23 protein-coding genes are annotated in these 26,396 nt (G+C 65.4%); 11 read left to right on the forward strand and 12 right to left on the reverse strand.

Annotation, left to right across the window (positions count from 1 at the left end; translation table 11 throughout):
* The first annotated feature begins 81 nt into the window (after window positions 1–81).
* Both NFG57_RS06400 and NFG57_RS06405 read left to right on the forward strand, forming a co-directional pair.
* The gene (locus tag NFG57_RS06400) at window positions 82–513 is read left to right on the forward strand and encodes a nuclear transport factor 2 family protein (RefSeq protein WP_348815695.1); all 432 of its coding nucleotides are present in this window, start codon (window positions 82–84) and stop codon (window positions 511–513) included.
* Window positions 514–595: 82 nt separating this feature from the next.
* On the forward strand, window positions 596–1,237 hold the full coding sequence (locus tag NFG57_RS06405; RefSeq protein ID WP_348815696.1) for an XRE family transcriptional regulator: 642 nt from the start codon (window positions 596–598) through the stop codon (window positions 1,235–1,237).
* Between the two features lie 248 nt (window positions 1,238–1,485).
* Here NFG57_RS06405 and NFG57_RS06410 read toward each other — a convergent pair whose 3' ends face one another.
* The 9 genes from NFG57_RS06410 to NFG57_RS06450 all read right to left on the reverse strand — a co-directional run bounded on the left by NFG57_RS06410 (window position 1,486) and on the right by NFG57_RS06450 (window position 11,632).
* A complete protein-coding gene (locus NFG57_RS06410) occupies window positions 1,486–2,448 on the reverse strand; it encodes a C-terminal binding protein (protein WP_348815698.1) in 963 nt (320 codons plus the stop codon).
* 12 nt (window positions 2,449–2,460) lie between these two features.
* Complete coding sequence (locus NFG57_RS06415) at window positions 2,461–3,237, reverse strand: SDR family NAD(P)-dependent oxidoreductase (RefSeq protein WP_045995141.1); 777 nt, start codon at window positions 3,235–3,237, stop codon at window positions 2,461–2,463.
* Window positions 3,234–4,253 carry an alcohol dehydrogenase catalytic domain-containing protein gene (locus NFG57_RS06420; protein ID WP_348815699.1) on the reverse strand — a complete coding sequence of 340 codons (1,020 nt, stop codon included), beginning with the start codon at window positions 4,251–4,253 and terminating at the stop codon, window positions 3,234–3,236. The genes NFG57_RS06415 and NFG57_RS06420 overlap by 4 nt, the downstream gene beginning before the upstream one ends.
* A gap of 42 nt (window positions 4,254–4,295) precedes the next feature.
* The gene (locus NFG57_RS06425) at window positions 4,296–5,438 is read right to left on the reverse strand and encodes a mandelate racemase/muconate lactonizing enzyme family protein (RefSeq protein ID WP_348815700.1); all 1,143 of its coding nucleotides are present in this window, start codon (window positions 5,436–5,438) and stop codon (window positions 4,296–4,298) included.
* A 7-nt stretch (window positions 5,439–5,445) separates the two neighbouring features.
* On the reverse strand, window positions 5,446–6,426 hold the full coding sequence (locus tag NFG57_RS06430; RefSeq protein ID WP_348815702.1) for an ABC transporter permease: 981 nt from the start codon (window positions 6,424–6,426) through the stop codon (window positions 5,446–5,448).
* Between the two features lies 1 nt (window position 6,427).
* Window positions 6,428–7,441, reverse strand: coding sequence for an ABC transporter permease (locus tag NFG57_RS06435; protein ID WP_197037066.1), 1,014 nt, complete (start codon window positions 7,439–7,441; stop codon window positions 6,428–6,430).
* On the reverse strand, window positions 7,438–9,024 hold the full coding sequence (locus NFG57_RS06440) for a sugar ABC transporter ATP-binding protein (RefSeq protein ID WP_348815703.1): 1,587 nt from the start codon (window positions 9,022–9,024) through the stop codon (window positions 7,438–7,440). The genes NFG57_RS06435 and NFG57_RS06440 overlap by 4 nt, the downstream gene beginning before the upstream one ends.
* A 47-nt stretch (window positions 9,025–9,071) precedes the next feature.
* A complete protein-coding gene (locus NFG57_RS06445; RefSeq protein ID WP_124802272.1) occupies window positions 9,072–10,085 on the reverse strand; it encodes an ABC transporter substrate-binding protein in 1,014 nt (337 codons plus the stop codon).
* A 77-nt stretch (window positions 10,086–10,162) separates the two neighbouring features.
* On the reverse strand, window positions 10,163–11,632 hold the full coding sequence (locus tag NFG57_RS06450) for an aldehyde dehydrogenase family protein (protein ID WP_348815704.1): 1,470 nt from the start codon (window positions 11,630–11,632) through the stop codon (window positions 10,163–10,165).
* Between the two features lie 291 nt (window positions 11,633–11,923).
* On the opposite strand from NFG57_RS06450, the gene NFG57_RS06455 reads away from it, so the two are divergent.
* The 5 genes from NFG57_RS06455 (at window position 11,924) to NFG57_RS06475 (ending at window position 17,275) form a co-directional block, all read left to right on the forward strand.
* Window positions 11,924–12,625, forward strand: a complete 702-nt coding sequence (locus NFG57_RS06455) for an FCD domain-containing protein (protein ID WP_108131711.1) — start codon at window positions 11,924–11,926, stop codon at window positions 12,623–12,625.
* Window positions 12,622–14,313, forward strand: coding sequence for a GMC family oxidoreductase N-terminal domain-containing protein (locus NFG57_RS06460; RefSeq protein ID WP_348815706.1), 1,692 nt, complete (start codon window positions 12,622–12,624; stop codon window positions 14,311–14,313). The genes NFG57_RS06455 and NFG57_RS06460 overlap by 4 nt, the downstream gene beginning before the upstream one ends.
* 83 nt (window positions 14,314–14,396) lie before the next feature.
* Complete coding sequence (locus NFG57_RS06465; RefSeq protein WP_348815707.1) at window positions 14,397–15,368, forward strand: sialic acid TRAP transporter substrate-binding protein SiaP; 972 nt, start codon at window positions 14,397–14,399, stop codon at window positions 15,366–15,368.
* An 18-nt stretch (window positions 15,369–15,386) separates the two neighbouring features.
* Entirely contained in the window at window positions 15,387–15,998 is a 612-nt protein-coding gene (locus tag NFG57_RS06470) for a TRAP transporter small permease (RefSeq protein WP_348815708.1), read from the forward strand.
* The gene (locus NFG57_RS06475; RefSeq protein WP_108131714.1) at window positions 15,995–17,275 is read left to right on the forward strand and encodes a TRAP transporter large permease; all 1,281 of its coding nucleotides are present in this window, start codon (window positions 15,995–15,997) and stop codon (window positions 17,273–17,275) included. Before NFG57_RS06470 ends, NFG57_RS06475 begins: the two co-directional genes overlap by 4 nt.
* A gap of 248 nt (window positions 17,276–17,523) precedes the next feature.
* Here NFG57_RS06475 and NFG57_RS06480 read toward each other — a convergent pair whose 3' ends face one another.
* A complete protein-coding gene (locus NFG57_RS06480) occupies window positions 17,524–18,288 on the reverse strand; it encodes an SDR family NAD(P)-dependent oxidoreductase (protein WP_348815710.1) in 765 nt (254 codons plus the stop codon).
* A 394-nt stretch (window positions 18,289–18,682) separates the two neighbouring features.
* Between NFG57_RS06480 and NFG57_RS06485 the strand changes: the two genes are divergently transcribed.
* The 4 genes from NFG57_RS06485 to NFG57_RS06500 all read left to right on the forward strand — a co-directional run bounded on the left by NFG57_RS06485 (window position 18,683) and on the right by NFG57_RS06500 (window position 22,841).
* Window positions 18,683–19,429: a ribonuclease activity regulator RraA gene (locus NFG57_RS06485; protein ID WP_045994114.1), complete on the forward strand. Its 747-nt coding sequence runs from the start codon at window positions 18,683–18,685 to the stop codon at window positions 19,427–19,429.
* Between the two features lie 75 nt (window positions 19,430–19,504).
* Window positions 19,505–20,524, forward strand: coding sequence for a tripartite tricarboxylate transporter substrate binding protein (locus tag NFG57_RS06490; protein ID WP_287165777.1), 1,020 nt, complete (start codon window positions 19,505–19,507; stop codon window positions 20,522–20,524).
* A gap of 197 nt (window positions 20,525–20,721) precedes the next feature.
* On the forward strand, window positions 20,722–21,249 hold the full coding sequence (locus tag NFG57_RS06495) for a tripartite tricarboxylate transporter TctB family protein (RefSeq protein ID WP_348815712.1): 528 nt from the start codon (window positions 20,722–20,724) through the stop codon (window positions 21,247–21,249).
* Between the two features lie 62 nt (window positions 21,250–21,311).
* On the forward strand, window positions 21,312–22,841 hold the full coding sequence (locus NFG57_RS06500) for a tripartite tricarboxylate transporter permease (RefSeq protein ID WP_108449895.1): 1,530 nt from the start codon (window positions 21,312–21,314) through the stop codon (window positions 22,839–22,841).
* Window positions 22,842–23,430: 589 nt separating this feature from the next.
* Here the strand turns inward: NFG57_RS06500 and NFG57_RS06505 are convergent.
* The gene (locus tag NFG57_RS06505) at window positions 23,431–25,011 is read right to left on the reverse strand and encodes an aldehyde dehydrogenase (NADP(+)) (RefSeq protein WP_348815713.1); all 1,581 of its coding nucleotides are present in this window, start codon (window positions 25,009–25,011) and stop codon (window positions 23,431–23,433) included.
* A 224-nt stretch (window positions 25,012–25,235) separates the two neighbouring features.
* A complete protein-coding gene (locus NFG57_RS06510; RefSeq protein WP_045994118.1) occupies window positions 25,236–26,012 on the reverse strand; it encodes an SDR family NAD(P)-dependent oxidoreductase in 777 nt (258 codons plus the stop codon).
* Window positions 26,013–26,396: the final 384 nt, after the last annotated feature.

Here is a 26,396-nt window from a genome sequence, read left to right on the forward strand (position 1 = left end):
ACGACAACTGCTACGCACAACCGTGACTCGCAACGACCGCTACACACAGCGGCCAACATGTCCCGACAGGAGACACACCCCATGACGACAATGACAAACGAGACGCTCAATCGCCTCTTCGCGGCCTTCAACGCCCACGATATCGACGCGGTGATGAGCTATTTTACCGACGATATCGTCTTCGATACCGTCGCCGGGGACCAGGCCCATGGCACCCGCATAGAGGGCTGGGAGGCCGTCAAGGCGGCCTTCGAGAACACCTGGGGCACCATGCCTGACGTGCAGTGGATCAACGGCAGGCACTACTTTGTCATGGCCGGCGTCGCCGACGGTGGCAGCGATGGGCCAGGCGCTGGCGGCGAGCGTATCGTCTCCGAGTCGACCTTCGTCGCCACCCAGCCAGACGGCAAGCGAGTCGAGGCGGACGGGGTCGATCTGTTCAGCGTGCGAGATGGCAAGATCACCCGCAAGCAGGCGTTTCGCAAGCAGCGTCCCGCCTTTGACCCCAGTTGACGCCTTAGTCGCCGTGCGATGCCTTAGCCCCCGGTCGAGCCTCTGGTAGTCTAGGTCCACGCCAATAATGATGGGAAAAGCGATGGCCAGGACGAAGGACGCCAGCAAGGACGCCAGCAAGGACGCCAGCAAGGAGGCCACCCGGGATACCCGCGAGGGTCAGGACGCCCTGCGGCTCGGTCAGCAGATCCGCGATCTGCGCAAGGCGCGTCAGATGACGCTGGCCGAGCTTGCCGAACGGGTCAACCGCTCGGTGGGCTATCTGAGCCAGGTCGAGCGGGGCGCGTCGTCGCTGCCCATCGGCGTGCTGCAGGCGATCAGCGAGGCGCTGGGGGTGCGGGTGAGCTGGTTCTTCGAGGCCGACAATGACGTGCCCGAGCACGAGCGGGACGTGATCGTGCGCGCCTCCGGCCGCCGGTCCATGGAATTTTCAGGCATCGGCGTCCGTGAAGAGCTGCTGTCGCCGCGTCTCAGCGGCCAGTTGATTCTGATCATGACGCGGCTGGAACCAGGCGGCAGTGGCGGTGAGGTGCCCAGGCAGCGTAAGGGCGAAGAGGCCGGCTACGTCGAAGCCGGGCAGCTCGAACTCACCATCGGTGATCAATGCCATCTGCTGGAGGCGGGCGACAGCTTCTCCATCACCGGCGACCAGCCCCACCTTATCCGCAACCCCGGCGATATCGAGACGCGGGTGGTATGGGTGATGACCGGGGTCGACTACTAGGGCTTGTCTGAGAAAGTGCCTGCGCTCGGTAACACGGCGTTAAAAATCGGCTGGTGCGTCAGTCCGGTCAACATGCTCGTTTACACCCCGTAAACTGCGCTGTCGCACCGATTTTTGCCTTGTCTAACCTTCGCTCGTCGACTTTTCGGACGACGCCGAAGGCGCCCGGAGCGGTCTCCGGGCGTTCACTCCACGTGTTCTCTCCACGCGTTCTCTCCAGGCAGGCTTTTCGGTGGCCGGCGAGGCCTTCAGGCAGGCAGTCGGTTCACTGGCCACAGCACCTTCTCGCCGCTGGCGAAGCGCACCGCTTCTTCGGCCACCTTGCGCTTGAGCTCTTGCGCGGCGTCTTCTGAATACCAGGCCATGTGCGGGGTGATCAGGCAGTTGTCGATGCCCCTGAGCTGGCTTTCGGCGGGCAAGGGTTCCTGCTCGGTGGTGTCCAGGGCGGCGCCGGCAAGCCTGCCTTCCTTCAGGGCCTGGGCCAGGGCCGTCTCGTCGATGATGCCGCCACGAGAGGTGTTGATCAGATAGGCCGAGTCCTTCATCCGTTCCAGCGCCGCGGCGTCCACCAGATGGCGGGTTTCCTCGGTCAAGGGGCAGAACAGCCCGATCACGTCGGCCTCCCGGAACAACTCATCGAGTTCCAGGCAGCGAAGCTGGTCGGTGCCGTCTTCGGCGTTGGGCTGATGGTAGCGGTCGTGGGCGATGACATTGAAGCCCAGCGCCGCCATCTTGCGGGCGTAGAGCCGGCCGATGCGACCCAGGCCGACCACCCCGGCGGTCATCCGGGTCTGGCGTCGGATCGGCATGGCGTCGGCGTATTCCCAGCGTCCGGCCTGGCAGCCGGCGTTCATCGGCACCAGCTTGCGAATCAGCGCCAAGCTCAGCGCCAGGGCGTGATCGGAGACCTCGTGCATGCCGTAGTCCGGGACGTTGCAGACCTGGACCCCGGCGGCGCTGGCGGCCTCGAGGTCGACGTTGTTGACGCCGACCCCGTAGCGCACGATCTGCTTGAGATCGGGCAGGGCCTTAAACACCCGGCGGGTGAAGGGGGCGTACTGGTTCAGGGCGATATCGACGCCCTGAAGCTGTTCGATCAGCGCATCTTCGCTTTGGCATTCAAGCAGCGGGACATCGAAGCCCGCGCGCTTGAAGATCTCGGTTTCCACGTCGTGGTTGGCGTGATCGAGGTCGGTAAAGACGATCTTCATGCAAGTCTCCTGTCAGCGGCCGAGGTAGCCGCCATCGACGGGCAGGGTGACACCGTGGACATAGTCCGAGGCAGGGGAGGCCAGAAACAGCAGCGGTCCTTTCATGTCGTCGCCATTGCCCCAGCGCCCGGCGGGAATGCGTGCGGTGATCTCGGCGTTGCGACCCTCGTCGGCCAGCAGAGCGCTATTCATGTCGGTGGCCATGTAGCCAGGGGCGATGGCGTTGACGTTGATGCCCCTGGCCGCCCATTCGTTGGCCAGGGCCTTGGTCAGCTGCATCACGCCGCCCTTGCTGGCAGCGTAGGCCGGCACCGTCATGCCACCGAAGAACGACAGCAGCGAGGCGATATTGATGATCTTGCCCTGGCCGTCGGGCCCTTCGACGTCGCGCTCGAGCATATGCCGGGCGGCGAGCTGACACAGCTCGAACACCGCCGTCAGGTTGACCTCGAGCACCGCCTCCCAGTCATCGGCGGGGAAGTGCTCGGAAGGGTGGCGGCGCTGGACGCCGGCGGCGTTGACCAGGATGTCGAGGCGACCGCCGAGCTTGGCAAGGGCAGCGTCGAAGCCCTCGCTGCGCTGCTGGCGGCTAGCCAGATCGACGACCACGCCATGACAGGCGCTGGTCGACGTGGACAGGCCCGAGGCGACCTCATGGACCTTGTCCGAAGAGCCCAGGATGACGACCTCGGCGCCTGCCTCGAGCAGGGCTTCGGCCATGCCGAGGCCGAGGCCCCGGGTTCCGCCGGTGACGATGGCCTTGCGGCCGTGTAGATCGAACAGCTTCATGATTGGCAGTCCACCAGAACCTTGACGGTGTTGAGGGAGGGCGTGGCGATCATCTCGAAGACACCGGCCGCGTCGGACAGCGGCACCACCTGGGTGATGGTCTGGCGCAGTTCATCGGCCAGGGTGTCGGCCAGAGTCAGGGCGTCGCCGAACTGCTTGTGGGTATAGACCCGGGAGCCGATCAGGGTCAGCTCCTTGAAGTTCACGTCGATCAGATTGACCGCGTGGGCCGCCTTGTGGGTGGCGGTCAGGCAGATGATGCCACCGACGCGCACTACCTTGGTCATCTCCAGCGCTGCGCTCTCGACGCCGGAGCACTCGAACACGGCGTCGGCGCCGTCGCCGCCGGTGGCGCTGGCCACCCGCTCGACCAGGCTCTCGCTGCGCACGTCCACGGTATCGAAGCCGAGCTGGCGACAAAGCCCCAGGCGGCCTTCGTCGACGTCGGAGACGATCACCCGGGAGGCGCCTGAGTGGCGCAGCACGATGGCGGTCAACAGGCCGATGGGGCCGGCGCCCATCACCACTGCGCTGTCGAGCAGCGCAAAGCGTGCCTGGTGCAGGGTCCTGACCACCACCGCCAGGGGCTCCACCAGCGCCGCCACCTCATCGGACAGGCTGTCCGGCACCTTGAACAGCACGCTTTCGTCGATCCACTGATGGTCGGTCATGCCTCCGTCACGATCGATGCCGATCAGCCGCAGGTTGGCGCAGACATGCGGGGTGCCGTTGCGACAGGGGTGGCAGTCACCGCAGGAGATCAGCGGGTAGGCCACCACCCGGTCGCCCACCGCGAAGCGCGAGTCCGGCGGCGTCTGCTCCACTCGGCCGACGAATTCGTGGCCCAGCACCAGGGGCGCCTGGGCTCGCGGGTGCTTGCCCGAGTAGATACCGATGTCGGTGCCGCAGACACCGCAGTAGAGCATGCGAACCTTGACGGCGCCGGCCCGCTCGGCGGGCTCCGGTACGTCGGTGACCTCGACCTGGCGGGGGCCGGTATAGACCAGTGCTTCCATGGGGGTTCCTCGTGTCGTCGGGGCGTTGTGAAGAGGGAGAATTCAGGCGCTGTGCTGCTGGCGCTCGGCACCGCTGTCGCTGCCGAGCCGTGCACCGCCGGTGCGATGGGGGGCCATCCGGTCGCGGTCGAACTCGACCCCGATGCCGGGGATGTCCGGGGCCACCGCGCGACCCTGGTCGAGGACCAGCGGACGTCGGGTGTAGTGATCGATGGGGAAGGAGTGGATCTCCATCCAGCCGGCGTTGGGCTGGGCCGACACCAGGCTTACGTGCAACTCCTGCATGCCGTGGCTGCAGATGGGCAGGCAGTAGTGGCGGCTCTGGCGGGCGACATCGAGCCAGCCGCTGATACCGCCGCAGTTGGAGGCGTCGGGCTGGATGAAGGATAGCCGCGCTTGTTCGAAGGCGTAGCCAAATTCGTGAGCGGTGTGCAGGTTCTCGCCCATGGCCAGGGGCATGCCGGTCGCCTCGGCGATTTGGGCATAGCCCTGGTAGTCGTCGGGAAGGGTGGGTTCCTCGAACCAGGTGATGTCGTAGGGCGAGAAGGCCCTGGCGGCCTCGATGGCGCCATCGACGCTCAGTGCGTAGTTGGCATCCACCATGAAGGGACGCTCGGGGCCGATCAGCTCACGCACCCGTGCCACCCGCTCGACATCCTCGGCAAGGGTCGGGCGGCCGACCTTGATCTTGATGGCCTCGGCGCCCTGGTCGAGGTAGCCCTGAACGTTGGCTAGCAGCCGCTCGAGGGAGAAGTTGAGGTCGATGCCGCCGAAGTAGGCCTGGCACTGGCGGCCCTGGCCGCCGGCCATCTGCCATAGCGGCTGGCCGAGGCGGCGGCCCTTGAGGTCCCACAGCGCGATATCCAGCGCAGAGATGGCGAAGGCGGCGATGCCGCCGCGGCCCACGTAGTGGATATGCCATAGCATGTCGTCGTAGCAGCCGGCGATGTCACCGGCGTCACGCCCCAGCAGCATCGGCGCCAGGTCGTGCTCGAGCAGTGCCAGGATGGCGTTTCCGCCGCGCCCGCCGGTATAGGTGTAGCCGGTACCGCTGTGGCCATCCGCGGTGGTGACGGTGGCGGTCACGACCTCGAAGTCGGTGTGCACGCCATGCTTGGCATCGCCCATGGGCTCGCTCAGCGGCAGTCGGTAGAGGTCGAGCTCGATGGAGGTGATCGTCGACATGGGAGGATTATCCTGTGTTGCGTGTGCGCGTGATCTGCACCTGGATCGCGATCACGACGAAGAGAAAGGCGCCGCGGATGACCATCTGCCAGTAGGCGCTGAGGTTGAAGGTGCCGAGTCCGTTTTCGAAGTTCAAAAGGTTGAAGATCAGACCGAGCATCAAGGCGCCGATCAGCGTCGCCACCAGCGACCCCTTGCCGCCGGTCAGCAGGGTGCCGCCGACGACGACGGCGGCGATGGCGGTCAACTCCCAGCCTAGTCCCTCCAGCGGCTGGCCGGCGCCGAAGCCCGAGGCCAGAAAGACCCCGGCGAGCCCCGCACAACCGCCACTGATCAGGTAGGCCAGGGTCTTGGCCTTGCGTGCGGGCAGGCCCATCAGGTGGGCGGCTTCCTCGTTGTCGCCCACCGCGAGCATGGTGCGGCCGATGGGGCGTTGTTCCAGCAGCCACCAGAGACCGGCGCCGACCACCAGGGTGATGGCGAAGCTCCAGGGCATCAGGCCGCCGATCGACTCCATCCCCAGTCGGGTAAAGCCGCTGGCCCAGTCCACCGGCACCGTCTGGTTGCCACTGATGATCAGGGCGGTGCCCTTGGCCGCCAGCAGGCTCGCCAGGGTGGCGATAAAGGGAGGGATATGCAGACGCGTGATCATCACGGCATTGACCAGACCCGCCGCCAGTCCGGTGGCGAGCCCCGCCAGGAGCGCCGGGACCAGGCCGTAGGGGCTGACGTAGGCGGCGGTGACCGAGGACAGCGCCGCCACCGTGCCCACCGACAGGTCGATGCCACCGGTGATGATCACCAGGCACATGCCCAGGCTGATCAGCACGAACATGGCGTTGTAGTTGAGAAAGGACGAAAGATTGTAGGCGCTGCCGAAATTGTCGTAGCGGATCAGGCCGAGGCAGACCAGTGCCAGCAGGATCACGCAGACCCCGGTGGCCTGGCCATTGTCGGCAAGGCGCTGGCGCCAGGAGACGGTGGTCATGTCAGTGGGCTCCTCTGGGCGTCTGGAGGTACACCGCCAGCACGATGATGGCGGCCTTCACCACCAGCGCCACCTCGTCGGCGACGCCATTGGCGAGCAGGGTATAGCGCACCAGCTGAATGATCGCGGCGCCGAGGATGACCCCGGCGATGGGGGCCTTGCCGCCCTTGAGCAGGGCGCCGCCGACCACCGCCGCGGCGATGGCGTCGAGCTCCATCAGGTTGCCGTTCTTGGCTGCGTCCGAGGCGGAATTGATGGCCACGGTGATCAGCCCGGCGAGGCCGGCGAGCAGAGCACAGCTGGTGTAGGCCGCGAGCTTGACGCGGGTCACCGGGACCCCGGCCATGCGTGCCGCCTGGGGGTTGCCGCCGGTGGCCAGCAGGTAGCGGCCGTAACGGGTGCGGGCGATGACCCAGGCCACCACCAGGGCGATGACCACCACCAGCCAGCCCTGGAAGGGCAGGCCGAGTAGCCGACCGGCGCCGAGGAACTCGAAGGCGGGATTGTCGAAGGTCTGCAGGTTGCCGTTGGTCAGCACCTGGGCCAGACCGCGGCCGGAGATGAACAGCACCAGGGTGGCGATGATCGGCTGCACGCCGAAGCGACTGACCAGCACGCCGTTGAACAGCCCACAGGCCACGGCGACCGCCAGGGCCACGACGATGGCCACCAGGGTCATCGCCAGCGGCGCCTGCTGGCCGAACTCCGACAGAAAGATCAGCGGCGCCAGGGCGCCGGCCAGGGCCATCACCGCGCCCACCGACAGGTCGATGCCACCGGTGGCGATGACCAGGGTCATGCCGATGGCGACGATGGCGATGGTCGACACCTGGGAGACGTTGACCGACAGCGTCTGCCACTCGAGAAAGTTGGGGGTGATCGCGACATTGAACAGGATCAGTGCCAGCAGGGCGACGAGCAGCGCCAGGCTGCGGGGATTCACCGGCATGGCCTGGCGCCATCGCGGGCTGGCCGACCGGGGCGTCGCCTGACGGGAGGAGTGGAGCGACGTCATGGTGCGGTCTCCTGGTGGTCGGTGGCGGTAGCGGGGGATCTCTCGTCGTCACGCGCCGCGCCGTCGGCTCGGTCGTGCTGGGCGGTGGCGATGGCGGTGACCAGGGCGTCTTCGCTGAGCCCGGGGTTGTCGAGCACCCGGGTCGAGTGGCCTTCGTGCATGATCACCACCCGCTGGGCGCCCTCGGCGAGTTCTTCGAATTCCGAGCTGATCATCAGCACCGCGCCGCCCTGGGCCTGATAGTCCTGGACGATGCGCTGGATCTCGCGCTTGGCGCCGATATCGACGCCACGGGTCGGCTCGTCGAGGATCAGCAGTCGCGGCTGGGTCGCCAGCCACCGCGCCAGCAGTACCTTCTGCTGGTTGCCGCCGGACAGCTGGCCGATGGGTTGTTCCATGGAGGCGGTCTTGATCTTGAGTGCCTCGATATAGTGCGCGGCGAGTTCGCGCTCGCGTCGCCTTTGGATGACGCCGCGACGGCTCAGCGTGCCGAGCAGGGGCAGGGTCATGTTCTCGCGCACGCTCATCTCGGGGATGATGCCCTCGACCTTGCGATCTTCGCTGAGCAGCGCCACCCCCGCGGCGATGGCGTCGCGGCTGTGGCGGGGGGCGTAGCGCTGGCCGGCAAGCCGCATGCTGCCCCGGGTGCTGCGATCGAGCCCGAACAGGGCGCGGGCAAGCTCGCTGCGACCGGCCCCGAGCAGACCTCCGAGGCCGACCATCTCGCCCTGATGCACCTCCAGCGAGGCGCCTCGCAGGCCCTTGTCGGTGGCCAGGGACTCGACCTCGAGCAGCGTCTCGTCGGTGTCGAGTTCCATCTCGCGAAAGCTGGTGGTGCCGCTTGCCTGGATGTCCGAGGCCTTGCGGCCAAGCATGGAGGCCACCAGCTCCAGGCGCGGTGTCTCGCTGAGCGTGCGCTGCTCCACCGTGGCGCCGTTTCGCATGATGGTGGCGCAGTCGCACACCGCGTAGAGCTCCTCGAGGAAGTGCGAGACGAACAGCACCGAGGTGCCCTGGGACTTGAGCAGCCGGATGACCTCGAACAGCCGCTGGACCTCGCGTTCGTCCAGCGAGCTGGTCGGCTCGTCCATGATCACCAGCCTGACCTGCTGGGACACCGCTCGGCCGATGGCCACCAGCTGCTGGATGGCGGTGGAGTACTCGCTGAGCGGACGGCGGACGTCGATGTCCAGCCCCAGCTCCTCCAGCACCGTGCGGGCCCGTCGATGGGCCTGGGGCCAGTCGATCCCGCCCCACCAGTGAAGGGGCTCGAAGCCCATCATCATGTTCTCGGTGACCGAGCGCAGCGGCACCAGGTTGAGCTCCTGGTAGATGGTGGCAACGCCAGCCTGCTGCGCCCGGCGCGGGCCGGAGAAGGCCACAGGCTCGCCGTCGAGCAGGATCTGGCCGCTGGTCGGTGTGTAGACCCCGGTCAGGACCTTGATCAGGGTGGACTTGCCCGCCCCGTTCTGGCCGATCAGGGCGTGCACCTCACCTGGCGCGATCGTGAGTGAGGCGCCGTCGAGGGCGACGGTACCTCCAAACCGCTTGTGGATGTCGCGCATGTCGATAAGCGCTGTCATGACGTGGTACCTGGTTGGAATGTCAGGTCGGGATCAACCGGCGTGGCTCAATAGGCGTCGTCGATATGCTCGGCGGCGTTGTCTTGGGTGAAGACACGGTCCTCGACGCGCACCCAGGGCTCGATGGTCTCGCCGGCGGCGTAGCGGTTGAGCACGTCGCAGGCCATCGGACCAAAGCGCGGCGACGACTCCACGCTGACCCCGAGCTTGCCGTCGAGGATCGCCTGCAGGGCGTCGCGGGTGCCGTCGATGGAGACCAGCAGCACGTCCTCGCCTGGAGTGCGTCCGGCCAGTTCCAGCGCCTGGATGGCACCGATGATCATCTCGTCGTTGTGGGCGTAGACCACGTTGACCTCAGGATGGGCCTGAAGCAGCGTCTCCATCACCTGGCGACCGGTATCGCGGGCGAAGTCGCCGGACTGGGAGGCGATGATCTCCATGTTGTCCTGTTCGGCGATGACCGCATCGAAGCCTTCCTTGCGGTCATTGGCCGAGGAGGCGCCGGTGGTGCCCTCGAGCTCGATGATGTGGGCCTGATCGCCTTCGAAGTTATCGACCAGCCACTGGGCGGCGATGCGCCCCTGCTCGATGAAGTCGGAGCCGAGGAAGCTGACGTAGTGCTCACCGGCCTTGGCGACCTCGTCATCGACGATACGGTCGACCAGGAACACCGGGATGCCTGCCGCACGGGCCTTCATCACCGCCGGGATCAGCGCCTTTTCCTCGCGCGGGGGCAGGAAGATCGCATCGACGCCCTGGGCGATCATGCTGTCCACGTCGGCGACCTGCTTGGCGGCGGAACCGGCCGCGTCGGTCACCGTCAGCTGCCAGTTGCACTCGGGGGCGATATCACGAAACGACTGGGTCTCGGCGATGCGCCAGGGGTTGTTGCTTTCCATCTGGGCGAAGCCCACCCGGTAGCTGTCCTTCTGTTCCAGCGGCGGCAACTGCTGGGCCCAGCCGGGCATGGCGGAAAGTCCCAGCAGGGCGGCGGTGGCAAGCCCCGCCAGGCGGCGGGCGCGGGGGTGACGGGCAGTCGGGGAGTGGTGGGTCGAAGGCATCGTTTCTCCTGGGCTATTGTGCTTGTTGTCAAAAGAGCACCGCATCGGCAGTGCTCCGTGCTGCAGGGAGGGGGCGTTCAATCGCCCCAGTTGACGTACATCGTCTGCTTCTTGAAGTAGGCGGAAAAACCGTACTTGCCGTCCTCGCCGCCGACGCCGGAGTGGCCCCAGCCCGAGTGATAGGCGTGGACCTGCTCGCCGTTGGCGCGATTGAAGTAGATCTCGCCGAAGCGCAGCTCCGAGGGTAGCCGCATCAGCCGCTTGAGGTCGCGGGTGAAGACATAGGCCGAAAGGCCGTAGGAGGTGTCGTTGGCGAAGGCCAGGGCCTGCTCGAAGTCGTCGACCCGCTGGATCGGCACCACCGGTCCGAACACCTCGTCGTCGATCAGCGGAGAGCGATTGTCCCGGGTCTCGACGATGGTCGGGGCGATCCAGTAGCCCTTGGCGTAGTCGCCTGAGTCGAGCGGGCCGCCTTCGAGCAGCACGCGGTCGCCCTGGGCGATACCGCGCTGGACCATGGCGGCGACCTTGTCGCGTTCGCCACGGCTGACCTTGGGGCCCATGTCGGGGTCATCCAGCGGATTGCCGATGCTCAGTGCGCGCGAGGCGGCGATGAACTTGTCGATGAACTCGTCGGCGATCTGGCGATGCAGGTAGATACGCTCGCTGCAGGTGCAGATCTGGCCGCAGTTGGTATAGCGCGCGGTGACGGCGGCCTTCACCGCGGCGTCGACGTCGGCGTCTTCCATCACGATGAACGGCGCCTTGCCGCCGAGCTCCAGCCGCACGATCTTGAGTTCCTCGGCGGCGCTGCGAAAGATCTGTCGCCCCGCCCGGGTGCTGCCGGTCATGGTGATCAGATCGGTGTCGGGATGCTCCACCAGCGCCTGGCCCACCACAGGCCCCTGGCCGGTCACCACGTTGAAGACGCCGGGCGGAAACCCGGCGCGCTCGGACAGCGCCGCCAGGTAAAGTCCGGCGAAGGGGGTGATCTCGTGACTCAGCAGGATAAAGGTGTTGCCCGCCACCAGGGCGGGGCCGGCCTTGCGCGTGGCCAGGGCCGCCGGATAGTTCCAGGCGGTCAGTCCGGCGACCACCCCGAGCGGCAGCGAGCGAATCTGAATTTCCTCGTGGCGATTGTCCGAGGGCAGAATGTCGCCTTCGATGCGTCTGGCCCACTGGGCGCTGTAGCGCAGAAATTCGCTGCAGGCGCCGACCTCGCCGCGAGCCTGGGACAGGGGTTTGCCCTGCTCCAGGGCAATCAGCCGGGCGAAGGGTTCGAGATGGCGATCGATCTCCTCGGCCCAGCGGGTCAGCAGCTTGCCACGCTCGTTGGCCGGTCGCCTGGCCCAGTCGGATTGAGCTCTGGTGGCCGCGGCGACGGCGGCGTCCACGGCGGCGGCGTCACCGGCGGGGACCTGGCCAAGCAGCGCCTCGCTGGCCGGGTTGTCCACCTCGATGGCGTGGGAGCCGGCATGCTCAAACCAGCTACCATCGACCCACATGCGGCCTTCCAGGGGGGTGGCACCGAACTGTTGGAAATCCATGGGGCGTCCTCTGTTGGGTAAGGCCAGAACGATGATTGGATAACGCCAGAACAACGTTGGGGTGATCAGAACGTCTGTTGGATAACGCTGAAATGACGTTTGGTACGACCATATACTGTTGATGGTCGAGGTGGCTGGCAAGCGTAAGGTGCTACGACCATTGTCTATATTTGCCTCAAGTTTATGAAATATAGAGATTTTATGGATTGTTATGGCGATATTAGCCATTGGTTGTAGTTGTTGGTCGAGAATTTAATGATTAGTTTGGTATGACGATAAACGAGGTATTGTATGAGCGGACGCAGTGCGGACTCGATCACTCTGGATATTGAGCGCTCCATCGTTGCCGGCGAGCTGGAGGAAGGCCGTCCGTTGCCCGCTGAGCGGGCGCTGATGGAGCAGTACGGCGCCAGTCGCACGGTGATTCGTGAGGCGATCACCGCGCTCACCGCCAAGGGATTCTTGAAGAGTCGTCCGCGCTATCGCCCGATCGTCTGTCGCCCGGATGCGAGTTCGGCGATGCAGGCGGCGGGAGGCGTTATCAAGCACCTGCTCGATAACTCCCGAGGCGTACATGACCTCTACCAGGTACGGGTGTTGTTCGAGCGGGTGCTGGTGCGGGACGCCGCCACCGGGGCGGGCAAGGACGACCTCAAGCGGCTGAAGGATGCACTGGACGACAACCAGGCGGCGATCTGCGATTCCGAGCGCTTCTACGCCACCGATGTGGCCTTTCACCGGGTGCTTTACACCATCTCGGGCAACCCGGCTTATCCGGCCATTCACGCCGGCTTTGTCGAGTGGCTGGCGCCCCAGTGGAGCCGGATGCCACGCAGCGAGCAGCGCAATCACGACAACTTCCTGGCCCACCAGGCGATCTACGAGGCCATCCTGATGCGTGATCCCGACGCGGCGGAGCGTGCCCTGGTCGATCACCTCGAGGCCTCATGGGAGTTCGTGCGCAGCACTTTCTTTGCAGGAGAGAACGAGTGAGCGACGTCGATCATATTGTTGTCGGGGGCGGGGCCGCCGGGTGCGTGGTAGCCGCCCGCCTGGTGCGCGAGCAGGGTGCCAGGGTGCTGCTTTTGGAGGCGGGCTCGTCCCACCACCACCCGCTGCTCGACATGCCCCCGGGCATCTTCAAGATGATCAATGGCTCGAAGTTCATGCGCTATCACCAGACCGAGCCGCAGGCTCATCTGGGGGGACGGGTCCACGACATTCCCCAGGGTCACGTGCTCGGCGGCGGTACCTCGGTCAATGCCCAGGTCTACATGCGCGGGCGGCCCGAGGACTACGACGACTGGGATCGGCGACTCGCCGGCAACGCGGCGAGGGCCGACTGGTCCTGGCAAGGGGTGCTCGAGCACTTTCGCCGGATGGAGGACAACGACCGTCTGGTCAATGAACACCATGGGCGCGGCGGGCCACTCAAGGTCTCTGATCCCGGTCATGTGGATGTGGCCTCGCGCTGGTTTATCCAGGCCGCCCAGGCGGCGGGGCTGCCCTACAACGGCGACTTCAATGGCGAGCGTCAGACCGGGGTCGGCTTCTATCAGTTCATGAATCGGGCGGGCAAGCGCTGCTCTGCCGCCTACGCCTACGTGGAGCCGCTGCGCGAGCACCCGGGGCTCGAGGTCGCGCTCGACTGTGAGGTCCAGCAGGTGCTGGTCGAAGACGGACGCGCCGTGGGCGTCGAGTACCGCGACCGCAAGGGCAAGGTGCACCGGGTGCGCGCGCACGGCGAGGTGATCCTGGCGGCGGGTGCGCTGGTGACCCCGAAGCTTCTGATGCTCTCGGGTATCGGGCCGGCCGAGCAGTTGGCGCAACACGACATTGCGGTAAAGGCGGACCTGCCGGGGGTGGGGCAGAACCTGATCGACCATCCCGAGGTGCCGATCACCGCCTACGCCAGGACCCCGTGTGGCTACTATCGCCAGGGCGTCGGCTGGCGGATGCTGGCCAACGGGCTCCAGTTCAAGCTGTTCGGCAGTGGCCCGGTGACCTCGGCCGGGGTCGAGGCGGGCGCCTTCGTCAATCCCGTCGATCCTCAGGCGGCACCGACCATCCAGGCCTTCTGCGTACCCATCGTCTATCTGGACCGGGATACCCGGAACGCGCTCAAGGACGACTACGGCCTGACGGTGACCACCGTGGTGGTCAAGCCCAAGGCCAGAGGCAGCGTTTGCCTGCGCTCGGCCGACCCCGGCGACATGCCGCGGGTGTCGCCCAACCTGCTCGGCCATCCCGACGATATGCAGGCGATGGTGGACGGGCAGAAGTTCTTTCTGCGCGCCTTCGAACAGTCACCGCTCAAGGAAAACCTGCACGGTGTGGCCTTGCCCTTCGCCGGAAGCGGCGCCAGCGACGATGAGCTGCTCGAACACTGCCGACGCTTCGTCAAGACCAACTACCACCCGGCCGGTACTGCGGCCATGGGGGCCGATGACGACCCCATGGCGGTGCTCGATGCGCGACTGCGGGTTCGTGGGGTGCGCGGGCTGAGGGTCTGCGACATGTCCGCGGTGCCCGATATACCCGCCGGCAACACCACCGCCCCGGCGATGATGCTGGGCAGCCGCTGCGCCGACTTTATCGGCGAGGATGCCGGCCTGGGCCAGGACGCCCGGCGCGGTACTGCAGCGTCCGAGGTGAAGGCCACCGGGGCGGCGATGCATTGATCTACTGAACGGATTTTCAAGCACCGACAGCAACCGACAGCAACCGACAGCAACCAATAGCAACAATGAAAAAGGAGCATCCGATGACACGCCTGACTCTTCTGCCGCTGACCCTGAGCGTAGGTCTCGCCGCCGCCAGTGCTGCCCAGGCTGCCGACACCGTCCAGTGGGCCCATGTGTACGAACCCTCCGAGGCCTACCATCACTGGGCCGAGTGGGGCGCCGAGCAGATCGCCGAGCGCACCGACGGTCGCTACGAAGTGGAGGTCTTCCCCGCCTCGACCCTGGGCAAGGAGGTCGAGATCAACCAGGGGCTGGTGCTCGGCACCGTCGACATCATCTACACAGGCCAGAGCTTCGCCGCCCAGACCTACGGGCCGCTGGCGCTGTCCGACGCCCCCTTCGTGTTCCGTGACTACGAACACTGGAAGGCCTACGCCGACAGCGAGCTGTTCGCAGAATTCGCCGACGGCTACCGCGATGCCTCCGGCGGTAACGTGATCCTGGGTGACTGCTACTACGGCCAGCGCCACGTGACCTCCAATACCCCCATCGTCGAACCCGCCGACATGGAAGGCCTCAAGATTCGGGTGCCCAATGCGCCGATCTACAGCCTGTTCCCCCGTGCGGTCGGCGCCCAGCCGACACCGGTGGCCTTTTCCGAGGTCTATCTGGCCCTGCAGCAGGGGGTGGTGGACGCCCAGGAGAACCCCTTGCCGACCATCCGCGCCAAGAAGTTCTACGAGGTCCAAGACTACATCAACCTGACCGGCCACGTGACCGGCTCCAACCTGATCGTTGCCGGCGGTCCCTTCTTCAACGGCCTGTCCGAGGAGGATCAGCAGATCTTCCGCGAGGTGCTCGGCGAGGTGGCCAGGAAGGTCTCCGACGATGTGCGCGAGCAGGAGCTGGCCTCCATCGACTGGTTCAAGGAGCAGGGCGTGGAGGTGCTGGAAGTCGAGCGTGAGGCCTTCCGCGAGAAGACGTTGCCGGTGCTCAACGGTGACGAGGCGACCTGGACCCAGGAACAATTCGATCGCTTGCAGGCGCTGTAACGCCTCGGGAATAACGCTATGAACCAAACTGACAGCGAGGCTCTGGGCTCCGCACGGGCATCCCGGGAGGATGCCCGTGAGGGGCCGCAAGGCCCGGATATCGACTTTGACGACGACGGCCCGACCTTCGCCTGGCGCGACATCGGGCTTGAGGACGCGCTCACCCTGGTGGTCTTCTGGACCATGGCTGCGGTGGTGTTCGCCCAGTTCTTCAGCCGCTACGTGCTTGGCTCGCCGCTGGGCTGGACCGAGGAGGTCGCCCGCTATCTACTGATCTGCGTCGGCTTTCTGGCGGCGACCGTGGGGGTGCGCAAGCGCAGCCACATCCGCCTCGAACTGCTGTATCGCTACCTTCCCCTGCGTGCCTCGGCGGCGATGATCTGGCTGGTCGACCTGGGCCAGCTCGTCTATTTCGTGCTGCTGGGGTGGGTCACCTGGAAGATCCTGCCGCTGATGAGTGCACAGAAGATGACCTCGATGGCGGTCGGCATGGACACACTCTACAGCGTGGTGCTGTTGAGCATCGCCATCATGGCGCTGCGTCAGGCCTGGCAGCTGGTGCGGGCGAGCGGTCCGAAACAGTGGTTGGCGGCGCAGCGAGCTGAGACCACCGGCGAGGAGGCATCATGACGCTACTGGTCCTGTTCGGCGGCCTGCTGCTGATGCTGGTGATGGGCTTCCCGGTGATGGTGGCGCTTGGCGCCTCGTCGCTGGCGGCGATCCTGGTGGATGGCAGCGTCCCCGACTTTATCGTGCTGCACCGTATGGTCGGCGGCATGGACAGCTTCCCGCTGCTGTCGATTCCCTTCTTTGTCCTGGCCGGTGCGCTGATGAACTCCGCCGGCATCACCAGTCGTATCTTCGACTTCGCCAGGGCCCTGGTGGGCTGGATGCCCGGGGGGCTCGGCCACGTCAACGTCGGCGCCTCGGTCATCTTTGCCGGCATGTCCGGTGCCGCGGTGGCCGACGCCGGTGGGCTCGGCGCGATCGAGATCAAGGCGATGCGCCGGGCGGGCTATGATCCGGGCTTTTCGGTGGGCATCACCGCTGCCTCGTCCACCATCGGGCCGATCATTCCGCCTAGCCTGCCGCTGGTCATCTACGGCGTGATGGCCTCGGCCTCGATCGGTCAGCTGTTCGCCGCCGGCCTGGTCCCGGGACTGTTGATGGCGCTTTCGCTGATGCTGATGGTGGCCTGGTACGCGGTGCGTTATCAGTATCCGCGTGACGTCGGCTTCGCCCTGGGCTGGATCGCCTTGACCTTCCGTCGTGCCTTTCTATCGCTGCTGACCCCGGTGATCATCGTCGGCGGCATCGTGCTTGGCATCTTCACCGCGACCGAGGCCGCCATCGCCGCGGTGATCTACGCCATGCTGCTGGGGGCGGTGGTCTATCGCACCCTGACCTTCAAGAGACTGCTGGCGGTCACCATGGAGACCATCGAGACCACCGGGATCATCATGATGATCATCGCCGCCTCGTCGATCTTCTCCTGGCTGCTGACCAGTCATCATGTGGCCGAGAACTTCGCCAACTGGATGCTGGCGGTTACCTCCAACCCCACCATCATCCTGCTGTTGATGACGCTGATCCTGTTCGTGGTGGGCTGCTTCATGGAGACCATCGCGGCGATCACCATCCTGGTGCCGATCCTGCTGCCGATCGCGGTCAACCTCGGCGTCGACCCGGTGCAGTTCGGTATCGTCATGGTGCTGAACCTGATGATTGGCCTGCTGACGCCACCGGTGGGACTGGTGCTCTACGTGCTCTCGCAGGTGTCCAAGGTGCCCTTCGAACGCTGCGCCTCGGCGACCCTGCCGTTCCTGATCCCGCTGTTGATCGTGTTGATGCTGGTCACCTTCGTGCCCTCCATCTCGCTGTGGCTGCCGACCTTGATCTATCGCTAGGCGCTGTCCGAAAAGTCGACGAGCGAAGGTTAGACAAGGCAAAAATCGGTGAGAAAGCGCAGTTTACGGGGTGTAAATGAGCATTTTGATCCGATTTTTAACGCCGTATTACCGAGCGCAGGCACTTTTCAGACAAGCCCTAGCATCGAGCAGGCAAGGGGAGACGTTGCGCCCCTGACCACCAACGCCCCCGACGTCTTCGTCGGGGGCGTTTGCTTGAGGGGGGGCGCGATGGTGCGTCCTCCTGCCTATCGCCCCATCCAGCCGCCGTCCACGGTCATCACGCTGCCGTGCATATAGTCCGAGGCGCTGGAGGCCAGAAACACCACCGGTCCCTTGAAGTCAGCGGCGTCGCCCCAGCGACCGGCGGGGATGCGCGCGAGGATATCGCGAGAACGCTCGGGATCGTCGCGCAGTGCCTGGGTGTTGTCGGTGGCGATGTAGCCAGGAGCGACGGCGTTAACGTTGACCCCGTGGGCGGCCCATTCGTTGGCGAAGGCCTTGGTCAACTGGGCGATGCCGCCCTTGCTGGCGGCGTAGCCGGGCACGGTGATGCCGCCCTGAAACGACAGCAGCGAGGCGGTGAAGATCACCTTGCCGCTGCCTCGCGCGACCATCTGCCTGCCGATCTCCCGGGTCAGCACGAAGGGGGCGCTCAGATTGACGTCGATGACCCTGTCCCACAGCGCATCGGTGTGCTCGGTGGCGGGGGCGCGTTCTATGGTGCCGGCGTTGTTGACCAGGATATCGATACGCCGGTCGGCAAGCTGCTCGACCATCGCCATCAGCGCGCTGCGGTCCGACAGGTCGCAGGCGATCCCTGTGCAGTCTCGCCCCAGGGCGCGCACTCGCTCGCCCAGCTCGCCGCCGTCGGCGGTCATGCTGGTGCTGACGGCGATGATGTCGGCACCGGCTTCGGCCAGGCCCAGCGCCATGGCCGCGCCGATGCCGCGTCTCGCGCCTGTCACCAGGGCGGTCTTGCCGTCGAGTGCAAAGGTCGTCAGTACAGCCATCGAAAATCTCCTGAGTGATCGGACGGGCATGTGTCGCAAAGGGAGCTGTCAGCCTAGTGGGCATCCCGGGCGCGGGAAAGGCCGGGGAGGGGCATCGTGCGGATGGCAGTGCTCCGCCTCGACCACATCTTTTACCTTTTAAAGACAAATTCTTTCTTGTTAGACCTATGTCTAAGGGGCAGGCATATTGATCGGCCCTGATTGGAAGTGTTTTTTCAAATAATTGAAATTAAACGATTAAATGGAATGTTTTGGGTTATCGATGTGGTCTCGAGTGCCGTATGAAGGTCAAGATGAAAGCCAAGTTGTAAAAAGTTGTTTGAAAAGCCTTCCGGCGCTTCCTATAGTGACTCCGTCAACGAACAACCCAGTTTGCCAGCGATAGGCGGAGCCCATGAGCATCATCAACGATTACCCCCACGCAGAGCTGTCCAACCTGACCCGCGAGCGACTGATGCGGGCTTCGACGGCGTCGCTGCACACCCTGCTGCACAAGCGGGGTCTGAAGAACACCTATATCCAGAACGTCGGTCGCATGAACAAGAGCCAGGTCAAGATGGTGGGGCAGGCCTACACCCTGCGCTATATCCCGGCCCGCGAGGACCTGGACGTGGTGGCCGCCTTCCGTGATCCGGAGCACCCCCAGCGTCTGGCGGTGGAAAGTGTGCCGCCTGGCCGCGTACTGGTGTCCGACTGCCGTCAGGACGCCAGCGCCGCGAGTGCCGGCAGCATTCTGCTGACCCGCCTGCAGGTGCGCGAGTGTGCGGGCTTTGTGTCGGACGCCGGTGTACGTGACTCGGAGTACGCCGAGAGCATGTCGATGCCGGTGTTCTGCACCAAGCCCAGCGCCCCGACCAACCTGACCAAGCACCACGCGGTGGATATCCAGCAGCCCATCGGCTGTGGCGGCGTGCCGGTCTATCCCGGCGACGTGCTGGTCGGCGACGGCGACGGCGTCATGGTGGTGCCGCTCGAGCTGGCCGACGAGATCGCCGAAGAAGCCAGTGGCATGGAGGCCTTCGAAGCCTACGTGCTGGACAAGGTCAACAACGGCGCGGCGGTCATTGGTCTTTATCCGCCCAACGAACAGGCCCAGGAGGAGTACCAGGCCTACCTGCGCGAGCAGAAGTCTCGCGGCTGAAACAGGAGTCGCGCGGCCAGACAAGTGCCGCTTCATCTATCCCCACACAATCACAAAATAATTCCAGGAGTCGCCATGTTTGCTCTCACTCCCCTCAACGCCACCCTCAGCACGACCCTGCGCAAGCGCCTGATCAAGGGTGCGACCGGCGCTACCCTGGCCGGTGTGGCGCTGGCCGCGGTCGTCGCCGTGCCCACGGCCCAGGCCGACTTCCCCCAGCGTGACATCCGCATGATCGTGCCCTGGCCTGCCGGCGGCGGCGCGGATGCCATCTCGCGCAAGATCAGCAACCTGGCCGAGCAGTCGCTGCCGACCTCGATCTACGTCGAGAACATCGGCGGGGCGGTGACCGCCACCGGCCTGATGCAGTTGGCCAAGGCGCGTCCCGACGGCCACACCATCGGTGTGCTGACCTACGACAGCGTCGTCACCCTGCCGCGGGGCAACATGGTGCCCGGCTACTCGCTGGACAAGCTCGAGCCGTTTGCCCGCGTGACCCAGGAAGCCGACGCCATCGTGGTATCCAAGCAGTCGGGCTTCACCTCCTACGAGGAGCTGATCGAGGCGGCCAGGGAAAATCCCGGCACGGTGCGCATCGGTGTGGCGCCCCAGGGCTCTGGCCCCTACCTGGCGGTACGTCGCCTGGAGGCGGCCACCGGGGTCACCTTCAACGTGATCTCCTATCCGGGGTCGTCCACCGCCGAGGCCGAGGCGCTGCTGTCCGGCGAGATCGACGCCGCCATCTCGAGCCTGGGGGACTTCTCCGGGATCCTGTCCTCGGGTGATGCGCTTGGCGTGGTCGAGCTGTCCGGTTCGCAGAACCCGGCCTATCCCGAGGTGCCGCCGATCTCCGAATTCGACGTGGATCTCGAGACCGGCAGCTTCATCGTGCTGGCGGCGCCGGCCAATACCCCGGAAGACGCCATCGAGACCCTGGAGTCGACCTACCACGAGGCTTACCAGAGCGACGAGTTCCAAGAGTGGGTCACCAGTATCGGTGTCACCCCGGGCTGGCTCGGCAGCGAGGAAGTCAACGACTGGATCGGCAGCTACCAGGAGCGGACCTTCGCCGCCATGGATGAGCTGGACCTGTAAGTCCGGGGTGCAAGGTCTGGGGCGGAAAGTCCGGTGAAAAGTCCGGTGAAACATGTCTGAGCTTCACGCAGCGACCTTCCGCTTCCTGCCTCCATCTGGAGCGGGCGGGTAGAGCACCTGCCTCTGCCGGCCCGCTTCACTTCCAACGAACACTGTGTTGTCGGTCTCCCGTCATTGGGGGCCGAGAGAGGTTTCGCATGTCTCGTTCATCTTCATCTCTGCTGGCGCGTGCGCTTGGCCTTGGCCCTGGCTTCAGTGCTGGCGCGATCCGTTTCCACGGCGTGCTGGCGCTGCTGGCCCTGGGCTACCTGATCGGTGGCCTGGCGATGGGGCCTCCGCTGGAGGCCGGCAAGCTGACGCCATCCTTCTTTCCGTTGCTGATCGGTGTGCTGGCCACCGTGCTGTGCGTGCTGCAGTGGTGGTCCTCGGTGCGCAGCGCCGCTGCTCTGGATCGGGACAACGCGGCCGATGAAGGCGATAGGCCGAGGGGCCATCGTCTTTCGCCAGAGCTGACCCTGATGCTGGCGACGCTGGTCTATGTCCTGGTGTTTCAGTCACTCGGCTATGTGCTGTCCACCCTGGTCTATGTACTGGGCGTGATGCTGTTGTTCTCGGGGCTCGACAAGTGGTTGAGCAAGGCCCTGATCGCGCTGGCCATTACCGCGGTGGGCTTCGTGCTGTTCAACCAGGTCTTCAACGTCCGTCTACCGACACTCTGGGGGTGAGCCATGATGACTGATGCAACCCGCTCGGCGCTCGCTGCCGGGCGACACGCCGGGGGTGACCCATGGACTTCCTGACCCAGGTGCTGGCGAGCTTCGGCTTGCTGCTCAATCCCACGGTGCTGTTCTATGTGGTGGCCGGCTTTCTGATCGGCACCGTGTTCTCGGCGATTCCCGGCCTGACCGCGACCCTGGCGCTGGCGCTATTGCTGCCGCTGACCTACAGCCTGGACGTGACCACGGCGCTGATGGCCTGTGCCAGCATCTATATGGCCGGCATGTGCGGTGGCAGCATCACCGCCACCACCATCAATATTCCCGGTGCTCCCTCGTCGATGATGACGGCGCTGGAAGGCTATCCGATGCAGCAGCGCGGCGAAGGGCCTCTGGCGCTGGGCCATGCCTCCTTCGCCTCGATGATCGGCGGCGTGTTCGGGGCGGTACTGCTGGTGCTGCTGGCGCCCTTGATCGCCGACCTGTCGCTGCTGGTGCAGACCACCGGCAAGTGTGCGCTGATCCTGTTTGCGCTGATCGTCATCGTCATCGCCCAGCGGGGCAATGTCCGCCGTGCGGCTATCGCCGCCTGTCTGGGGCTGATGCTCGCCACCGTGGGGCTAGACGCCATGGTGCCGGTGGCCCGATTCAGCTTCGGCATGGGTGACCTGGCGGCGGGAATCGACCTGATGCCGGTGATCATCGGTACCTTCGCCATCAGTGAGCTGTTGACCCAGCTTGCCGAGAACGACAAGGCCCAGGCCATTCGCGATAAGCTCAAGGGAGTGGCGAAGATTCGTCGCCGCGACTTTATCCCGTCGCGCTCGGCGATCCGTCGTATCGGCGCGGCCTGCTATCTGAAGTCTTCCACCATCGGCTATCTGGTAGGCACGCTGCCCGGGGCCGGGGGCTCCATGGGTGGCTTTCTGGCCTACGTGGAAGCGGTGCGTACCTCGCGTGAGCCGGACAGCTTCGGCAAGGGCAATCCCCAGGGGATCGCGGCGGCGGAAAGCGCCAACAACGCGGTCTGCGGCGGCGCCCTGGTGCCCATGTTGACCTTCGGTATCCCGGGCGACCCGATCACCGCCATCGTGCTCGGCGTGCTGGTCATCAACGGCATCCAGCCGGGGCCGCAGTTGATGGAATCCCAGGCCGGGCTGATCGCGCCCATGCTGGCGGCACTGATCTTCAGCGCGCTGATCCTGATTCCGCTGACCATGTACCTGCTCGGGCCTTACTTTATCCGCATCGTGCGCATTCGCCGTGACGTGCTGTTTGGCTCGATCGCCATGCTGGCGGTGGTGGGCAGCTACGTGGCCACCTACTCGACCTTCCAGATGATGATGACGCTGGTCATGGGGGTACTGGCCTTCTACCTGAGAAAGCACGGCTATCCGGTGGTAACGCTGCTGCTCGGCTTTATCCTCGGCCCGGGCCTCGAGGAATACCTGCGCCGTTCCCTGACCCTGTCCAACGGTGACCTGACGGTCTTCGTGACCCAGCCCGACAGTCTGTTTTTCATCGTGCTGACCGGGGTGTTCGTGTACTTCCTGGCGATCCGCAAGCCGGTGCAGTTGAAGGGTAGCCAGAACACGACCTGAGGCCCGTACAGATTCCAGAGCAGGAAACTTCAGCGCCTGTCCGACGGCATATTGCCCGGGGCAGGCGCTTTTTTTGGTTCATGATGCCGAGCGGAAGGGGCGGGCGAGTGGCCTGGTTGCCCACGATCCTCCATGAAGTCTTCGCTCGCTCCCTCCGCGTCAAACCAGTCGTCCCAGGTCTTGTCGGCAGGAGTGCGAGCGCCTCTTTGAGTCGTGGAGACGATACCGCCTCTATTTGCGTCTTCGGCAAAGGCGGCTGCCTCTGGCTGGCGTACCGCCTGGGGACGGTTGGATGGAAAGACGTAGCCTCTGCGCATCGTCGCGAGCCTCTTGTATGTAAAGGATGTGCCTAGCCTAGGCGAGCTTGCTCCTTGAAGGCATCTCCGGGGTGTCTCAGGGGCATCTTGGGGGCATTTCTGGGCAGACGCGACAAGTCGGGGCCCGCTGGAGAGTAGATCGACACCATCAAAAAAGGCCCTCGCCGGTGGCGAGGGCCTCGTTGATGGTGCGCCAGGGACGCCGGTGGGCTGGCGTTGCCTGTTGTAGAGAAGTAGAGAAGGAGAGAAGGAGAAAAAGAAAGAACGCTGGGCTAGCGCTTGCCGTTCACCTGGCGGGTCAGCCCCAGAGGGTTGTCGGCCTTGAGGCTGTCCGGGGCCAGGGCCTCGGGCATCGCCTGGTAGCACACCGGGCGCAGGAAGCGCTGGATCGCGGCGCTGCCCACCGAGGTGGTGCGCGAGTCGGAGGTCGAGGGCCAGGGGCCGCCATGGACCATGGAGTGGCACACCTCGACGCCGGTGGGCCAGCCGTTGAACAGGATGCGACCGGCGCGACGCTCAAGCAGTGGCAGCAACTGGTCGGCCAGCGCGTAGTCGGCTTCCTCGAGGTGGACCGTGGCGGTCAACTGGCCTTCCAGCGCGGTCAGCACCTGCTGCATCTGTGCCACCGAGTCGCACTCGACGATCAGCGCGCAGGCTCCAAAGACCTCGTCATGCAGAGCGGCGTTGCCGATGAAGTCACTGGCGCTGGTGCGCAGCAGGTGCGGCTGGCAGGGGCAGGCAAGATGGCCGGTGGCCTTGCCCTTGGCGACCAGGCTGACGCCCGGCTGGTCGACGAGTTGGGCGACTCCCTGCTCGTAGGCGGCGTGGATGCCGGGGGTCAGCATCAGCTGTGGGGCGGCTTCGCGTACCGCGGCACCGGCCTGCTCGACGAAGCGCTCAAGCGCGGCGCCGGACAGTGCCAGAATCAGCCCCGGGTTGGTGCAGAACTGACCGGCGCCCATGGTCAGCGACGCGACGAAGGCGTCGCCCAGGGCCTCGGCGTTGGCTTCCAGGTGCTGCGGCAGCAGCAGCACCGGATTGATGCTGCTCATCTCTGCGTAGACCGGGATCGGCTGGGGGCGTGCCTGGGCGGTGCGCAGCAGGGCGGTGCCGCCGTTGCGCGAGCCGGTGAAGCCCACCGCCTGGATGCGTGGGTCCTTGACCAGGGCCTGGCCGAGCTCGCTGCCGCTGCCATAGAGCAGCGAGAACACGCCTTCGGGCATGTTGCTGCTCTTGGCGGCCTGTTGCAGGGCGCGTCCGACCAGCTCCGAGGTGCCGGGGTGGGCGGAGTGAGCCTTGACGATCACCGGGCAGCCCGCGGCCAGCGCGGCGGCGGTATCGCCGCCGGCCACCGAGAACGCCAGCGGGAAGTTGCTGGCACCGAACACCGCCACCGGACCCAGCGGCACCTGCTGCTGGGCGAGGGAGGGACGCGGCATGGGGGCGCGCTCGGGCAGGGCGTCCTCGATGCGTACGTCGAGATAGTCGCCGCTGCGCAGGACCTCGGCGAACAGTCTGAGCTGTCCGCAGGTGCGGCCACGCTCGCCTTCAAGACGTGCCCTGGGCAGGCCGGTCTCGGCCATGGCGCGCTCGGTCAGGGTGTCGCCGAGGGCATCGATATTGTCGGCTGCCGCCTCGAGAAAGGCCGCGCGGTCGCCAAGCGGCAGGCGGCGGTAGGCCAGGAAGGCGTCCTCGGCCAGCTGGCAGGCACGCTCCACCTCGGCCTGGCCCGCCAGGGGGTAGGCCGGGGCAAGGGTCTCGCCGGAGGCGGGGTTGACCGCCGAGATGGTGCGTCCGTTGGTGGAACCGGCCACCGACGAAAAACCGATCAGATGATGACCTTCGATTGTCATGGGGACTCCTGTTATTGCGCAGTGAAGATGATGGAAGGTGGCAAGGGGCGGCCGCAGCCAAGCCGGGGTCGACACGCACGAAACCTGCAATCGCAGTGCGCAGCGAACGCCGAGTAGGGGAGTGGATAGCGAAGCGGCCGGAAGCATGTCCGGCCGCTCGGGGCTCTAGCGGGCTGGCGTCGACAGCGCCGTCACGCCGGTGGCCCGGGATGCTGCGATATGCCTCAGGGGCACATCTGGCCGCCGTTGACGTCGATCACCTGGCCGGTGATGTAGCCGCTGGCAGCGTGGGAGGCCAGGAACAGGAAGGACGGTGCAACCTCCTCGGAGGTGCCAAGGCGGCCCATGGCGATGGTGGAGGCGATCTTCTCTTTCACCTCAGCGCTCTTGTCTGCGTGGAAGGCGGTGTCGATGGTGCCCGGTGCGACGATGTTGAAGCGCACGTTGTCCTTGGTGAATTCCTTCACCCAGTTGCGATGCAGGTTGTGCAGCATGGCCTTGGAGCCGCCGTACAGAGAGGCGCCGAGGCCACCGCCTTCGCGACCGGCAATGGAACCGGTGCTGATGACGCTGGCGGTCTCGCCGCGCTTCTCGGCGGAGGCCTTCAGGTGCGGCATGGCGAAGCGGGTGGTCATGATCACCGAGCGCAGGTTCAGGTCCATCACCAGGTTGAAGTCGTCGTCCTCGAGGGACTCGAGGCCCTTGCGAACGCCGAGGCCGCCGGCGTTGTTCACCAGCACGTCAAGGCTGCCGAACTGATCGACAAATTCGTTGACCAGGGTCTCGCACTCGCCGCTCTTGGTCAGGTCGCGCTCATAGTAGGCGAAGCGCGCACCCTCGGACTCCAGCTGGGCGATCAGCTCCTCGGCGGCGCTGTCCTTCTGGCTGCTGTTGATGCCGACGATGGCACCCTGGCGGGCGAAGGCCACCGCGGCGGCACGACCGATGCCCTTGGTGGAGCCAGTGATAAGGACGGTCTTGTCGTTGAGATCGGCGAACATGAAGTGCTCCTGAACGAATCGGGCCTGCAACAGGCCGCATCATGGATGTTGATAGGAGAAAGGAGGGCGCAGCGCGACCAGCCTGGGATTGTGGGATAAACCTTAGCCTAGCGCCTGATGGACTTCAAACAAATACTAACAAGTTGGCATGGTACTTTGGTCTTGTGGGCAGGGAGCTGCTGTCAAAGAGAACTTTGGAAAGCGCGGTGATTACGATTAATAGGTTTGTCAAAGCATTGTAAATAAAAGGTTTTAGTGGGGTGTCGGCAATCGATCTTTCCTCTCGACAGGTGGCGGTGACGGCTCGTCTCCGGGGCCCGTTAGCATAAAGTATAAGTTGTAATAACTTGTCTAGTTGGCGCCGTGGCGGCACTCTTGCAAGCG

Source organism: Halomonas sp. H10-59 (assembly GCF_040070555.1).
In the GTDB taxonomy this organism is placed as follows: domain Bacteria; phylum Pseudomonadota; class Gammaproteobacteria; order Pseudomonadales; family Halomonadaceae; genus Halomonas; species Halomonas litopenaei.